Source organism: Enterococcus sp. DIV1206, assembly GCF_051712485.1.
Classification (GTDB): Bacteria; Bacillota; Bacilli; order Lactobacillales; family Enterococcaceae; genus Enterococcus; species Enterococcus faecalis.
In genome coordinates, this window is record NZ_JBIOOZ010000001.1 from 1,856,994 (window position 1) to 1,871,981 (window position 14,988).

Annotated in this window: 19 protein-coding genes; 3 read left to right on the forward strand and 16 right to left on the reverse strand. The window is 37.1% G+C overall.

Going from position 1 to position 14,988, the window contains the following annotated elements; genetic code table 11:
• Positions 1–15 precede the first annotated feature (15 nt).
• The 6 genes from IGK86_RS09040 to IGK86_RS09065 all read right to left on the reverse strand — a co-directional run bounded on the left by IGK86_RS09040 (position 16) and on the right by IGK86_RS09065 (position 3,299).
• Positions 16–375, reverse strand: coding sequence for a tail assembly chaperone (locus tag IGK86_RS09040; RefSeq protein ID WP_002357848.1), 360 nt, complete (start codon positions 373–375; stop codon positions 16–18).
• Positions 376–407: 32 nt separating this feature from the next.
• Positions 408–920 (reverse strand): phage major tail protein, TP901-1 family, encoded by a 513-nt coding sequence (locus IGK86_RS09045; RefSeq protein WP_002381948.1) that lies wholly within the window; start codon positions 918–920, stop codon positions 408–410.
• Positions 921–932: 12 nt separating this feature from the next.
• A complete protein-coding gene (locus IGK86_RS09050; RefSeq protein WP_002382237.1) occupies positions 933–1,349 on the reverse strand; it encodes a hypothetical protein in 417 nt (138 codons plus the stop codon).
• 221 nt (positions 1,350–1,570) lie between these two features.
• Positions 1,571–1,978, reverse strand: coding sequence for a RinA family phage transcriptional activator (locus IGK86_RS09055; RefSeq protein ID WP_002360491.1), 408 nt, complete (start codon positions 1,976–1,978; stop codon positions 1,571–1,573).
• A gap of 19 nt (positions 1,979–1,997) precedes the next feature.
• Positions 1,998–2,390 (reverse strand): hypothetical protein, encoded by a 393-nt coding sequence (locus tag IGK86_RS09060; RefSeq protein WP_016617237.1) that lies wholly within the window; start codon positions 2,388–2,390, stop codon positions 1,998–2,000.
• A 66-nt stretch (positions 2,391–2,456) separates the two neighbouring features.
• Positions 2,457–3,299 (reverse strand): ATP-binding protein, encoded by an 843-nt coding sequence (locus IGK86_RS09065; protein ID WP_010715123.1) that lies wholly within the window; start codon positions 3,297–3,299, stop codon positions 2,457–2,459.
• A 392-nt stretch (positions 3,300–3,691) separates the two neighbouring features.
• Here IGK86_RS09065 and IGK86_RS09070 point away from each other — a divergent pair, with 392 nt between their 5' ends.
• Positions 3,692–4,942, forward strand: coding sequence for an IS110 family transposase (locus IGK86_RS09070; RefSeq protein ID WP_438741968.1), 1,251 nt, complete (start codon positions 3,692–3,694; stop codon positions 4,940–4,942).
• Positions 4,943–5,084: 142 nt separating this feature from the next.
• On the opposite strand, the gene IGK86_RS09075 is transcribed toward IGK86_RS09070, so the two are convergent.
• Together IGK86_RS09075 and IGK86_RS09080 are read right to left on the reverse strand one after the other, a co-directional pair.
• The gene (locus IGK86_RS09075) at positions 5,085–5,840 is read right to left on the reverse strand and encodes a DnaD domain protein (RefSeq protein ID WP_016617236.1); all 756 of its coding nucleotides are present in this window, start codon (positions 5,838–5,840) and stop codon (positions 5,085–5,087) included.
• 45 nt (positions 5,841–5,885) lie between these two features.
• The gene (locus tag IGK86_RS09080; RefSeq protein ID WP_050443818.1) at positions 5,886–6,068 is read right to left on the reverse strand and encodes a hypothetical protein; all 183 of its coding nucleotides are present in this window, start codon (positions 6,066–6,068) and stop codon (positions 5,886–5,888) included.
• 169 nt (positions 6,069–6,237) lie between these two features.
• Between IGK86_RS09080 and IGK86_RS09085 the strand changes: the two genes are divergently transcribed.
• Complete coding sequence (locus IGK86_RS09085; RefSeq protein ID WP_016617234.1) at positions 6,238–6,720, forward strand: helix-turn-helix domain-containing protein; 483 nt, start codon at positions 6,238–6,240, stop codon at positions 6,718–6,720.
• 34 nt (positions 6,721–6,754) lie between these two features.
• Positions 6,755–7,240: a toxin-antitoxin system toxin component gene (locus tag IGK86_RS09090; protein WP_016617233.1), complete on the forward strand. Its 486-nt coding sequence runs from the start codon at positions 6,755–6,757 to the stop codon at positions 7,238–7,240.
• Positions 7,241–7,299: 59 nt separating this feature from the next.
• Here IGK86_RS09090 and IGK86_RS09095 read toward each other — a convergent pair whose 3' ends face one another.
• The 8 genes from IGK86_RS09095 to IGK86_RS09130 form a co-directional block, all read right to left on the reverse strand.
• Positions 7,300–7,530, reverse strand: a complete 231-nt coding sequence (locus IGK86_RS09095) for a hypothetical protein (protein WP_010715121.1) — start codon at positions 7,528–7,530, stop codon at positions 7,300–7,302.
• 82 nt (positions 7,531–7,612) lie between these two features.
• A complete protein-coding gene (gene rbfA / locus IGK86_RS09100) occupies positions 7,613–7,963 on the reverse strand; it encodes a 30S ribosome-binding factor RbfA (protein ID WP_002360497.1) in 351 nt (116 codons plus the stop codon).
• 24 nt (positions 7,964–7,987) lie between these two features.
• Positions 7,988–10,378, reverse strand: coding sequence for a translation initiation factor IF-2 (infB, locus tag IGK86_RS09105; protein WP_016617232.1), 2,391 nt, complete (start codon positions 10,376–10,378; stop codon positions 7,988–7,990).
• Between the two features lie 12 nt (positions 10,379–10,390).
• The gene (locus tag IGK86_RS09110) at positions 10,391–10,696 is read right to left on the reverse strand and encodes a YlxQ-related RNA-binding protein (RefSeq protein WP_002357860.1); all 306 of its coding nucleotides are present in this window, start codon (positions 10,694–10,696) and stop codon (positions 10,391–10,393) included.
• Positions 10,686–10,985, reverse strand: a complete 300-nt coding sequence (rnpM, locus tag IGK86_RS09115) for an RNase P modulator RnpM (RefSeq protein WP_002363794.1) — start codon at positions 10,983–10,985, stop codon at positions 10,686–10,688. The genes IGK86_RS09110 and rnpM overlap by 11 nt, the downstream gene beginning before the upstream one ends.
• Before the next feature lie 20 nt (positions 10,986–11,005).
• A complete protein-coding gene (gene nusA / locus IGK86_RS09120; RefSeq protein ID WP_002357862.1) occupies positions 11,006–12,205 on the reverse strand; it encodes a transcription termination factor NusA in 1,200 nt (399 codons plus the stop codon).
• Positions 12,206–12,348: 143 nt separating this feature from the next.
• Complete coding sequence (rimP, locus tag IGK86_RS09125) at positions 12,349–12,822, reverse strand: ribosome maturation factor RimP (RefSeq protein WP_002357863.1); 474 nt, start codon at positions 12,820–12,822, stop codon at positions 12,349–12,351.
• Positions 12,823–13,027: 205 nt separating this feature from the next.
• Positions 13,028–14,914, reverse strand: a complete 1,887-nt coding sequence (locus tag IGK86_RS09130; RefSeq protein WP_016617895.1) for an Ig-like domain-containing protein — start codon at positions 14,912–14,914, stop codon at positions 13,028–13,030.
• Between the last annotated feature and the right edge of the window lie 74 nt (positions 14,915–14,988).

Sequence of the window (14,988 nt, forward strand, 5' to 3'; positions counted from 1 at the left end):
CATCGCTCGTTTTAATTAGTTGGTCGCTTGCGCTTCTGCTTTCTTCGCTTCTTTGCTGAACTGATCGATCATTGGTTTTGTAAGAGGTTGCTTTCCCATTTCTTTAAGCAAGTCATCTGAAAGTTTTTTGACATCTTGGGTCATTAACCATGCTTCAATTTCCGACTTACCTATTTTTAATTGCCCACTTTGTAAAGCTTCCATGATGTCAACTAAGATTACTGGATTGTATTGGCGTAAATAAATCATTGCTGAACTGATGCCCATGCCGAATTTGGCAGCGCCATTTTCAATTTGGTAACGTTTATCTAATTCACGAATCGCGCCAATCGTAAATTTCACTTCAATTGTTTTTCCGTTAATCTCTAAATTCATTTTTTATCCTCCTAAAATTCAACACTTTTTGATTATGCGCCAGGTTGTGGTGCTTTATCTGGAACGGTATCTTGGAACGCATATTGTGCTTCTGCAATAATATCTGCTTCTACTGTTGCAAAGCCATCTTGTGGTTTGCCATTAATAGAGGCTTCTGTTTCGATTTCTACTAATTCTTCTACATTGGCTGGTAAACTCCATGAATTTACATAACCTTGGGCATAAATTGCTGGATATTTACCTTCCGCATTTTTTTCACCTTTTAAATCAACATCCCAAAATTCCATTAAGATGCCATCTTCAACTGCGTCTTTCATGTATAAATTTTCATCATCGCGAGAGGCTAAACCGCTTAACGATAACGTAACTTCTAAACCAGAAACAGCATTCGCAACGCCATCTTTTGTTTGCGTACCGCTCGATTCACGTGAGAATTCCCATTCATGTTCAATTTGAAATAAGGGTTTCATTGCTTTCTTTGTCGCTGCTTCATCCAAGCGACGAACTAATAAAATACGGTCTTTTCCTTGCATAACTTCTCCCATTGATAATTCCTCCTAGTAAAATTGCATGTGTAATGGTAGTACAGCATGCCAAATTGTTTTTTTCATTTGTTTGGTATCTTTTACCATTTGTGCTTTGACTTCTTGATGTTTGATACCCCAATTAAAATGAGCCGTTCGTTTTAAGTTACTGGTTGCCTGCCGTAAAATCGTTCCTTTAATTGTAGAAATTTGTTGTCGTTCAGATAACGCACCATAAACATGCATTATTAATTCAATTTCACCCAAAATAGCTGATTTAGTTGGCTTAGGTAATTCTTTACTATCACCTAAGTAAACAAATGGCTGATCTGGTAAATCTGTCGGCAGTTCCTCTAGCAACAAAAATCCTGACGTCTGGCAGATTGCAACAAGGGCTTCATATAATTCTTGTTCCGCTTCATTCATTTTTAGCGCCACCTTTCCATTCAAAAAATTCAGGATTGGTTAACAAATTGGCTCTCTTCTAGTCAAAATGAAGGATCTTGAAAGTAGCCGGCATTTTCTGCTCCTTCATAGCTGACACAAGAAAGCAGTCAAAATCATAGAATTCCGTGTCTTCATTTTTTTGGTTGCCTCACGTTTATCTATCTCTTTCGACACTATTAATTTACCATGTTGACACCTGAAAAAATTCCACGTTTTTTCCATGTTTACATCCCTAGTTCATCCGCCACCGCTTCAAAGAAATGATTTCTTAATTTATAGGCTTGGCTTTTACTAATAAATAATTGCTGGGCAAGTCCAATTAATGTTAAAGAGGGCCGTTTTTTCATATATAGTTCTTCAATAATCACGCGCGTTTGTTCATCCGCTTCAGCTAAACAATTTTTGATAATGTCTCGATTTCTCTCTAAGTTCCACAGACGACGATCCATAGCTATCGTAATCGCCATTCGTTCGGTCACTACAGAGTGAAGTCCTTGTCCTCTAATACCAGCATTTAAATCTGCTTCTTGATAAGGGTGCCGTAATTCTTCTTCCCGTTGCCGGATATACTCATCTGTTTTATAAAAGTCTGCTAAAATATCTTTGATATAATTAAATGTTGACGTACGCATTGGTTAATCTCCTTTACTTTTATTCATTTAAAAGTGTTAATCGATAAATAAAATAACACTCTTTCGACATTTCTAAGCCGTGACGAATCGCTTCATCTGAATAACCGAGCCAAATTAAATAGAGATACTCGCTTTTTGTAAACGTTGCGGCCTTAATGGATTGGATGGGTCTTGATTGATCCATCGACCAATTACCGATTGCTTGTCCTAATTCTTGAATTTCCTGCATAATAAGTTTATTTTTTTGACTTGCCCAATCGGGATATTGATTCATTAGTTGTAAGAGTCGTTTTCTTTTTTGTGCTTTTTCGCTTTGTTGCTTTGAAATATCTTTAAATACAACGCTTTTCATTTCAAATAAATCTTTTTTACGTTTTGTTAAATTACTCATGTTTACGGCCTTCTCTTTCACCAATTAGATAACCTAACATTAGTGTCATTGTCCAAAAGATAAACCCAATAATAATTGTTAACATATTTATTTCACACTCCTCATTCGTTTGTCTGTTGTGTCTTTATATTGGAAAACATAGCCACTGGCGTGCTTCATTAGACGAGAAATAATGCGTGTTCCATAGGCCTCCACCAGTTGTTTTCCAGAAAAATTAGTAGTAAAAATAGTTGCTTTATTCTGTCTAGCTTCTAAAATTCGGTTTAAGATGTCATTGTTAAAATCCGTACTAACTTTATTTTTAATTCCTAATTCAGCACCTAAATCATCTAAGACCAAAACGTCTGCTTTTTTCATTCTAGTAATATACGCTTGAGCCTTTGCTTGGCTTTTGGCCGACTCATTCATGGACATTTTTAGTTTTTCTAATAACTCAGAGTAGCTGACAAATAAACAATACTTTTGATATGCAGAGCGTTCTAAGACTTCAACTAAAATACTGATAGCCAAATGACTTTTACCAACACCAGGTTTCCCTGAAAAAATAACGTGGATTGGCTTTCCTTCAACAATCGCTGAAACTGCTGCTAAGGCCCGTTCTTTTGCTTGTCTTGTTTCTAATTCAGTGGTTTGGTAATTGGTTAAGCGACATTGCCGTAGCGCATCATCAGCAATTAAGGACCCTTGATGAAAAAATTTTTGTGTACGCGCCATAAAACTCTCTTGAGAACGTTGCTGAGTGGCTTCGTGTTCATGTTTTTTTAGCATTTTATACCCACACGACCAACAAGTTGGGGCACAACGTTCTGTGCCATCTTTATTTTTTTGTTGCCAAACATATTGTTCACTGCCACATTCAGGACAACGGTCTTCAACTTTTTCTAACAATTGACTCAATAATATTTGAAAAGTTTGATCTGTCGCATGCATACTGATTTCCTCCTCGTAATATATATTTTGAAACGACTTCCATCGTTTCAGTCACCCCTTAGGGCTATTCCTTATTAAATAACTTTTAAACCTTGGCTATTGAATTTTGTTCCTGGATAATAGACTTATGGAAACGGTCTATCGGAACACTGCTAATTTCCTTTGTAGCTATGACTACAGCAGAAAGCCTGCATCCCGACTTATTGATTATCATGCCTCAAACCCATTAGCTGTACCGTTCACTTCTTAAACTATTTCTAGTAGGAAATAGGGTGGCTTTTAAGAGGTAAACAATTGAGTACTATTAAGCGAGATTGCGGTTATTCAATAAGATTCAGGGATAAACTTCAATAGCTAAGTATTCCAAAAAATTTATGAAAGGAGGACCTTCCATGAAATTATTTATTGGTTTAGACGTTAGTTCTCAAAAATTAGATACTTGCTTTTTAACAGACTCCAAAGAGATCTTGTTTGAAGGTTCACTTAGCAACGATTTAATCGGAGCTAGCGAAATCAAACAAAGAATTCTCGACTACCAAGAAACCTTTGGTTTCTGCCGAATTGTCATAGGTATGGAATCGACTTCTGTTTATAGTTTTCACCCAGCAATGTTTTTCTACTTAGATGAAGATTTAAAGCTGTTACCTGTCGAAGTTACTGTAGAAAATCCTTATAGAATCAAACAGTATTCAAGAATGTTCGATCAGGATAAAACAGATAAAATTGATGCACAGATCATAGCTGATTATCTACGAGTAGATCTCCATACATTGTCTCCTATTAAAGAAGAAGTTTATGTTGGACTTCAACGACTAACAAGATCTCGTTATCAATTAGTGACACAAATGGTAGAAGCAAAACAACATTTTTTAGAAAATTTGACGTATAAATGTAATACTTTATCAAAAGAACTTGCGAATGAAGACAATAAAACTTCCATATTCGGAGCTTCAATTATGAATCTACTTACAGAAGGTATTACCTTAGATGAATTTTCGGAAATGCCTCTTGAATCAGCCGCTGAATTACTTCAAAAGCTAGGAAAAGGTCGATTCAAAAATCCAGAGCAACTTGTCAAAAGTATTCAAAAAGCTGTACGTAGTTCTTATCGTTTAGGTAAAGTAACCAAGAATTCCATTGACCTTGTATTAGGTATAATCGCCAACGAAATCAAATTTCTAAAAAAACAGATTAAAGAAATTGAAAAAAACATTACTGCTTTACTTGAAACAATTCCAGAAGCCCAATGCTTATTAAGTGTCCCAGGATTAGGAGCTGTTTATACTGCAGGCTTAATCGCTGAAATTGGTCAAATCGAGCGATTTGATGATCAATCCAAGTTAGCAAAGTATGCCGGGTTAACTTGGTCTAAAAATCAATCAGGAAACTCTCAATCTGAAAACACGCCACTAAATCGTTCTGGAAATCGCTATTTTCGTTACTACTTAATTGAAGCCACCAATCGAGTAAGAAGTACACTTCCAGAATTTAAAGAGTACTACCAAAAAAAGAAAAATGAAGTACCTAAACACAAACATAAACGAGCGCTCGTCTTAACCGGAAGAAAATTTGTGCGCTTGATCGATGCGCTACTACGCAACGGTCAATTCTATCAGCCGGCGAAGGTGGTGATAGAAAAATAACATAAAGTTATTTGCGAAAATCTTCGTGATTACCCCGAAAAAAATTTGATTTTAGTCGGGTCTAGTTCAGTGCGGTCTAATTTTTCAAAATCTAACTCATATTTTAAAATTTATATCTTGACTTATTACCATTAGGCTTTCTTTAAAAACCTAACTCTTGATATTCTTCTGTCATTTGCGGCGTATGCTCCAACACTTGTTTTTTATCATTTACTAGAACTTCATGTACGGATAAATAATTTTGTTGCTCCCAACTTTTCAAAATAGCATTTACATAGCCGTAATTCCGTTTATTTCGATCGACGGCAATTCCTAAAGCATGCAAGATTAATTGGCATGCTTCCTCTTGGCTAGCCCCTTTTTGTATAAAATCTTGCAACCAATACTTAAAATCTTGGCTTGTTTTTGAGGCCAGTGTACCAAAGCCGTTTTCCTCATAAAAATGATAAATCGTCTTTAAACAATCGTTTTCCGAACTACTACCTTGACTCTGACCTAACTTAGACTGGCCTATGCTTTCCTGTGGTAACCGTTGGTAGTCAGCTGGTTGACCACTGACAGACGATTCTACTTTAAACGTATAAGCTTTGCTATTTTTTTCAACAATCTGATTTTTCTCTTCTTGATACAAGGTTGGTTTGTAACGATCACTGCGAATATAATTATGAATTTTCCAATGTTTGATAACGATTACACCACTTTCAAATACTAGAATAAATTTTTTAACCATTAGCAATTTTAGATCGTCTTCCCCACAACCAACCATTCGCTGCAATTTTTTGGGATTATTGATAAATCCATCATCATCGGCACGCATCGCTAAATGAAAATACAGGGCCTGACTTGATAAAGGCATATCTAAAAACGCATCACTATCAATAATCGTTTTTGCAAACATGCGTCGTTCTGCCAATCCGCTTCTCTCCTTTTGACTAAATTATTGTTACTCTGTTAGTAATTCCATGAGGCCAATCATACCAATCACGATGACCCCAATTTTTATTGAGACACTGCTTATTAATAAAATAATTGCTAAAAGTAACATATCCGACAACGTTTTTTTATAATTCCGACTCATTTCTTCACCCTTTCCACCAAAATACGGTTTTCCGAACAAAGTGTTCAAAAAAATTAGTTCAGTTAACCGAACATTTGAATGGCTCTATCTTAGCATCAAATATTTTCACTGTCAACTCATAAGTTCGGTTTTATGAACTGCTAAATTTAATTGCGATTGTTACTTGCCTTCTCTAAACAGGTATAGTATACTTTGAGGCAATAGGAGGTTCGGAAATATGAACATTTTTGCTATCCGTTTAAAAGAGGCTTTAACAGCCAAGAACATCAAACCTAGTGAATTAGCGAAAAAAACTGGCATCGGTAAATCTTCGATCAGCGATTGGCTAGCTAGTCGTTACGAAGCAAAACAAGACAAAGTTTATCGCATTGCAGATGCATTAGATATTAATGAGGCCTGGTTGATGGGACAAGAGGTTCCCATGGAAAAAAATGCCTCAACTATCGACCGCATTTATAAAAAATTAGAACCCCAACGACAAGCCATCGTTTATCAATTTGCCGAACAACAATTACACGAACAACAAACGCAAGCAGAAATTCTCTCATTCCCTCGCCGTGACGAAATGACACTGGCTGCCCACGCTGGGGATCCAGAAAAGATATTTTCAAAAGAAGAAATCGAGAAAATTCACGATTACTTGGATGAAATTGATGCCAAATATCAACAATCGATTTCTTCTGACAAAAAAGAGGATTAACTTCCCATCTACTCTTTTTATTAAGTAATGGCAGGTGAATGGTAAAGTGAATGATTATGAAAAACTCGTCAGTTCCATTCAAAAGGATGTGACGGTTTTAGAAATTGATTTATACAATCAAACAGGTTGTTATGGGTTGTATCGAAATGGCAAAATTTATATTGAAAAAACATTGAGTACCCGTCAAAAGAAGAACATTTTAGCCGAGGAATACGGGCATTATCAAACATCCGTTGGCACTATTTTAAATCAAAATTGTACAGAAAATCGGAAGCAAGAGTTGAAAGCCCGTAATGTGGCCTTAGAGCAATTAGTTACATTAGACGATTTAATTCGTTGCTCTGAAGCTGGCTTAAGCAACCATTATTCTTGTGCTGAATTTTTGGAAATCGATGTTGAAACATTAAAAAATGTGATTACGTACTATCGACAAAAGTATGGCGCCACTTATCTTTATAAAGGACGGATTTTTGAATTTAGGGATTATTCTGTGGTGGTATTAAATACTGGGTTAACTTAAAAAGCATGGAACAAAATCAATAAGGATTTTGTTCCATGCTTAAAAGTATTCTGGAAAATTCAAGAGCGGTTTTTGTACCAATGGTTAATATGTCCAACGCCAAGCATAAGATTGGGGACAAGTATAAGGACGAATATAAATGACGGCCAAAATCCGATGAACTGAATAATATGTTCCCGCATACTATGTAGTACAAAGAAGAAAAGAAAAAAGTACAGGGAACTCTTGCCTGAACCCATTTCTTTTAAATAACGATCTCCATTTTTATAGAAAACAACAATTCTTTTCATTTTTGCACCTCCATGACTATTTTATCAAGAAATCATGAAAAGAAAAAGCACACCATTCGTCTGGTGTGCTTTTTCTTTTTAATTATTCACCTTGATTCAACTTACGAATCAACTCATCAATGTGATTTCCGTATTGGACAGATTCGTCTCTTTCAAAAATCAACTCTGGTGTTTTATACAAGGTTAACCGTTGTCCTAATTCTTTACGAATCAGTCCTTTGGCTTTGTCTAAGCCTTGTTGAGCTTTTTGTTGTTCGGAAGCTAAATCAGATAACAAGCTGTAATAAATCGTTGCTTGTTGTAAATCACCGGTCACACGAACATCTGTAATAGTGATGCCTTGGACGCGTGGATCTCTGATGCGTTTGTTCAAGATATCATTCACTTCACGCATGATTTCTTGACCTACACGACGGTCACGATAATTTGCCATAGTGTCTTCCTCCAATTACTAAAATTATTGTTTGATTTCTTCCATAATGAAGCCTTCAATCGCATCATCTACACGTAAATCATTGAAGTTTTCAATCATAGCGCCACATTCAAAACCAAGTTTGACTTCTTTCACGTCATCTTTAAAGCGTTTCAAGCTTGCTAATTTACCTTCATAAATAACAATACCATCACGAATGACACGCACGCCACTATCGCGGCGAATAAAGCCTTCTGTAACATAACAGCCAGCGATTGTGCCAACTTTAGATACTTTGTACAATTCACGAACCGTCATTTGACCCGTAATTTTTTCTTCAAATTCTGGATCTAATAACCCTTTCATCGCTGTTTCGATTTCTTCTAGGGCTTTATAGATAATACGGTGTAAACGAATATCAACTTCTTCTTGTTCTGCTTGTTGTTTTGCTTGTGGTGTTGGGCGAACGTTAAAGCCGATAATAATCGCATTACTTGCTGCAGCTAAAGTTACGTCGCTTTCATTGATGGCCCCAACTGCCGCGTGAACAATTTTCACACGAACGCCTTCTACATCAATTTTTTGTAAACTTGCTGAAACGGCTTCGGCAGATCCTTGTACGTCTGCTTTGACAATGATATTAACTTCTTTTAATTCGCCTTCTTTTAGACTTTCAAATAAGTTATCCAATGTCACACGGCTACTTGCTGAACGTTGTTCAAGCAACGCACGTTTAGCCCGTTCTTCCCCTGCTTGACGTGCTGTTTTTTCATCTTCAAAGACCACAAAACGATCACCCGCTTGAGGAACATCATTTAATCCGGTAATTTCTACAGGAGTTGCGGGTCCTGCTTCTTTATCACGGCGGCCCATGTCATTGGTCATCACACGAACACGTCCGTAAGTATTACCAACAACGATTGGATCACCAACATGTAAAGTTCCTTGTTGAACGAGTAATGTCGCAACCGGACCTTTACCTTTATCCAAGCGCGCTTCAATCACTGTTCCAATTGCTTTTTGCGTTGGATCAGCTTTTAAGTCTTCTACTTCAGCAATCAATAAAATATTTTCCAATAGCTCATCAATGTTTTGATTGAATTTCGCTGAAATATTGACGAAAATCGTATCTCCGCCCCACTCTTCAGGAATTAATTCATGTTCACTTAATTCTTGTTTCACATGATCAGGGTTCGCACCAGGCTTATCAATTTTGTTAACTGCTACAATAATTGGCACTTTTGCCGCTTTGGCATGGTTAATCGCCTCGATTGTTTGTGGCATTACTCCATCGTCCGCTGCAACAACTAAGATGGTAATATCAGTGATGCTGGCACCACGCGCGCGCATACTTGTAAAGGCCGCATGTCCTGGTGTATCTAAGAACGTAATTGGTTTGCCATCAATATCTAACTGATAGGCACCAATATGCTGCGTGATACCGCCTGCTTCACCTGAAGTCACACGAGAATGGCGCAATGTATCTAATAATGTTGTTTTCCCGTGGTCTACGTGTCCCATGATTGTGACAACAGGGGGACGTGTAGTTAAGTTTTCTTCAACAACTGCTTCTGGTTCGAAGAATTTATCAATGTCCGCAATATCAACTTGAACTTTTTCTTGCGGTTCCATGCCATAGTCCACAGCTAATAATTCAATTGTATCTTTATCTAAGGCTTGGTTTTGGTTAACCATGACACCCATCATAAATAATTTTTTGATGATTTCCGCTGGTTCGCGGTGGATTTTTTTCGCAATATCCGCCACGTTCATACCTTCTGTATATTCTAAAACATCTGGTAATTCACGGAATTTACGTGCTGGTACTGCTGGCTTCGCTGATTCTTGTTGATGTTTGCCTTTTTTCCCTTTTTTATTGAAACGATTGCGGTTTTGGTTATTAAAGTTATTCCGGTTATTACGATTTTGACCGCCACCAAAATTGTTGTTACGGTTTTGGCCGCCACGATTTTGGTTGTTCCCGCCATTGTTATTTTGGCTGGTCCGATTTTGATTCGTTGTAGAACCGTTATTGTTTTGGGTATTGCGGTTTTGATTGTTTGTATTTGTTTGATTGCTACGGTTTTGTGTGTTGCTTTGGCCGTGACGATTTTGGTTATTTCTTTGTTGTCCATTCGTTGATTGATTGTTTGGACGATTTTGATTATTTCTTTGTTCACCAGGTTTATTGTTCATTGGTTTCTTATTGGCTGGTTTATTTTGTGTTGTTTGTTGCTTTTGGTTGTTTGTTGCTTTTGATTGAGTATTTACGGTACTTCCTCCTCCGAATGCTTGACGAAGCTTTGTTTCTTGCTCGGAACTAATTGCGCCCATATGGTTTTTAACATCCATACCTAATTGATGCGCTTTATCGACAACGTCTTTGCTTGCTTTATTCATTTCTTTTGCTAGTTCATAAATTCTTTTTTTTCCCATGCAATCACCTTCCTAACCTTTTAGTAATTCCTTGATTTTGGTGGCAAATCCTGCATCAGTTACTCCGATAACCATTCGTGGTCGCCCAATCGCTTGGCTGAGCTCGAATTGACTGAACAGTTCGCTAACAGGAACATTATAATAAGAACTTTTGTCCTTGATTTTCTTTCTAGTATTCTCACTGGCATCTTGCGCAACAAACACAAATTTCGCTTTGTTTGCACGAATATCTTTAAGGGTTAATTCCTCGCCTGTGACTAATTTACCGGCGCGCATTGCTAAACCTAAAAGGTTCAAAATTTTGGTTTTATTTTCCATCGCCAAACAACTCTTTGCGGGCTTTTTGATGTGTTACATAATCCAATAGTTCTTGATAAAATTCATCACTTAATTTTGTTTCTAAGACACGATCAAGAATTTTTTTATCCCAAGCTTTTTGGACTTCCGCAGGATCCAAATCAACGTAAGCGCCACGTCCAGGTAATTTACCAGTTGGATCTAAGGCCACTTCGCCTTCTTTGGAGCGAGTAATTCTGACTAATTCTTTTTTCGGTTTCATTTCGCCTGAAACAACCGATTTACGCATTGGAATTTTTCTCTTTTTCATTTTTTCACCCTCCAAAAACGTTATTCTTGTTCAGGTAATTCTTCTGTAATTTCTGCTTCAACAACTGCTTCTTCAGCAGCCAAGTTTTCGTAATCATCTGCCGTCATATCTGAATGGATAATTGCTTCATCCATTTCTTCTGCAACTTCGGCAACTTCTTGATTGGCTTGTTGTTCATAAAATTCAGCCATATCAGATTCTGATTTGATATCAATTTTATGGCCCGTTAATTTAGCAGCTAAGCGCGCATTTTGACCACGTTTACCAATTGCTAATGACAATTGATAATCAGGTACAACGACTGTACATGCTTTGCTATTTTCTGGATCAAAAATAACATCTAATACTTGAGCTGGATTCAAGGCATTACTAATATAAATAGCTGGATCTTCGTTCCATTCCACAATATCCATATTTTCGCCTTTTAATTCATTCACAATCGCTTGGACACGTTGGCCTTTTGGACCAACACAGGTACCCACTGGGTCAATATTAGGATCTGTTGAACGAACGGCTACTTTTGAACGATCGCCAGCTTCACGAGCGACGCTTACGATTTCAACAATTCCATCATAAACTTCTGGAATTTCTTGTTCAAAAAGACGTTTTAGTAAATCTGGATGACTACGGCTTACAAAAACTTGTGGGCCTTTTGATGTGTTTTCAACACGTGATACGTAAACTTTAATCCGATCATGCGGTTGGTAAAATTCATTTGGCATTTGATCTTGTTTTGATAAGACTGCTTCGATTTTGCCTAAGTTTACATAAATATAACGACGATCTTGACGTTCAACAATTCCTTGCATGATGTCATTTTCGTATTCGCTAAATTCATTATAAATAATTGTTCTTTCTGCTTCACGGACACGTTGTAAAATTACTTGCTTTGCTGTTTGGGCAGCAATGCGGCCAAAGTCTTTTGGCGTAACCTCAAAACGAATTTTGTCGCCGATTTCATATGCCCCATTTAATGCAACGGCATCTTTTAATGAAACTTCCAGTTGTGAATCAAATACTTCTTCTGTTACTTCTTTGACAGCATATACGTGAATATTGCCTTTTTTTGGTTCAAATTCAACTTCGACGTTGCTTGCTTGTCCATAATGTCTTTTATATGCAGAAACTAAAGCTGCTTGTAACGCTTCAATCACCGTATCTTTAGGAATCCCTTTTTCAGCTTCTAATACGTCTAATGCATTTAACATTTCTTTGCTCATTGTTTTTCTTTTCCTCCTATGGATTCGTTAAAGCTGAACGAGTGGTTCTTCTTCCAAGGGAAAAACTTCTCGTTAAAACTTGTCACAGGCCTAGCTAAAAGTAAAACTTTTAGTGGACCCTTTTTTACCTTCGAGTCTGTTGATTAAAATTGAATGGCTAAACGAGCTTTTGCGATATTTTTACGTTCAAAAGTCATTTCCTTCACTCTGGTTTTAATTTTTACACTTAATGTTAATTGTTCTGAATCAAGATGGACTAAGGTACCTTCAATCTGTTTTTCTCCATCAACTGCTTGATAAAGAGAAATATGAATGTACTTGCCTACCGCTTGTTCATAATCGCTTTCTTTCTTTAACGGACGTTCTGCTCCCGGAGAAGAAACTTCCAGAAAGTACGCTTGCGGAATTGGATCTGGATCCATTGCATCTAGTTTTTCACTTAATTTTTCGCTGACAAAGGCACATTCCTCAATATCAATGCCACCTTCTTTATCGATAAATACTCGTAAAAACCAATTTTTTCCTTCCTTAACAAACTCTACTTCCACAAGTTCAAAATTTTGTTCTTCTAAGATTGGTGTGACTAACTTTGTTACAGTTTCCACAGCACTACTCAAAATTTTCGCCTCCTTCGAGATTGATGTAACGAACCGTGTCCTGATGACTTTTCCATCAAAAAGAGTGAGCAGAAATCCGCTCACTCCCAACTAGTATCATTACGCTAAAGATAGTATAGCACAGAACCATTCCAAACTCAAATGAACAAGCTAAATCTCTCGAAATTTGCACATTTTGTCTCGATTACTGAAACTATCTAAGCGATTATTTTTTCGTTTTAAAATAGATAAATACTCCTTGAATCAAAAGAAGGCTACCTAAGAAAAGAAACGCGTTTTCTTTTGTTTCTCCTGTTTTTGGCAATTCTTTATTACGAATCGCCTGTTTTTCAATGGTTATTGAAGTAGTTTCTGTGGTTGAATTCGTGGTAGTATCTGTTGTCCCACTCGTTGGTGGTGTGGTACCCTCTATAGGTTTTTCTGGCGTATAGTGATTAGTAAATACTTGACCTCCATCATACTGAGTAGTCGCCACAAGATTTCCTAAAAGCGCCTCGACGGTTACTTGAACTTGAAGGTTGTGCGTATCGTAGGAAACACCTGCCTGTTGCGTGTTTACTTCCCGAATGGTGTATTGATAGTTTCCAGGAGTTTCAAAGGTTAATGGTGAAAATTGAATTTTCCCTAAAGTATCGTTACTAACCGTTTCTAGTACTGTGCCTTTCTCATCTAACAATTCAAATTGAAATTCAGCATCCTTCAGTGGTTTTCCTAAAAGAACTTTTCCAGCTAAAAATGAAGCAGCGACTGGTTGATATGAAATCTTATGATTCACAACAGTTTTCAGTGCAACTAAGTTTTTACCAAAGTCTTCAGGCGTTATTGGAATCTTGTTTTGCGAAAGTTGGTAACCGGTAGGTGCTTTGGTTTCTTCTAAAGTATAGTTATCTTTTAACAAGCCTTTAACAATCGCTGTTCCGTTTTGATCTGTTGTGATTTTGGCCACTGTTTGATTGGTTGAGTTACGAATGAGTTCAAACTCTGCACCTGCTAAACGCTGGCCTGCTTCATCTTCTTTATGAATTTCAACAACATATTGTTCACCATTGGCTTCTCCACCACCCGTTTGTGAGACACGACTCACTTCGACTTCTTCCACCACCGTTTGATTTTCTGTTAATTTTGCATAATTTGTGAAGGTTTCACCTTTTTCGGGAAGATGATCGATTTTGGTTTTATAGGTGATACGATATTCGTTAGTCCCAATATTGCCAAAATGCACCGAAAAATTACGGTCATCAGGACCATACTGGACAGCCAACTGACCAGTTATATCTTCCTCTGGCGTGAACTGCCAAATAGCGTTTCCATCCAGTTTCCATTGTCCTCGTTCAATTTTCATAGTGTCTTTGATATAACTTAAACTTGCTGTTTTTAGCACATCTTCCACTTCTAAATCAGTATACGTTTGCCCTGTTGGATTAATCCGTAGTACATTGTAAATTTCGGTTGGATCGTCTTCGATAAACCACGAATACTTGCTAAATTTTTCGTTAACATCATCGCCTTCACCTTGGTAATCAAGATCGCCAGCAAATATTTTTTCCCCTTCAACCGTGACGTAAATAGGAATCTTGGATTCATTTTCGACATTTTCGAAATCAATCAAACTTGTAAAATATAAAGACCCACTAATATTGGCATGGTTTTCTACGTAATCTGTATACGTTAACGTGACCGTTTTATTTGCTACATCGGTCTGTGCAATTGCAACCACAGCACCTGTATCATCTACTACATTAAAGGTCATATTTTTCTCGAGACGTAGCTCTTCGGGTAAAGTAATCACACTCGTATCCCCACTATTAACGGTATTATCCGGTAAGTTGAACTCAATTCGGAGGTAGATGTCTGTATATTGATTAATGGTCCCAAGTGGGTTTCCCTCTTTGTCCGTTAGCTGAATCGCTGTCACAATGTTGCCTACTTGCTTACGCGGCACTACATTTGGCGTAGCAGAAGTTTGATTGGTTTCACTGGTACTAGTTGGTTCCGTTTGCGCATATCCTGTTTCAAGTTTCAGAAAAGGCGTTATCAGCGTCGACAAAAGAATGAAAAACATTCCCCAATAGACAAAACTTCTTTTTTTCATTTTTATTCAATCCTTCCTATCTAAAATAATTGGTTAGGTTTATACTATCAAGGATTAACTAGGTACAAGTGTTT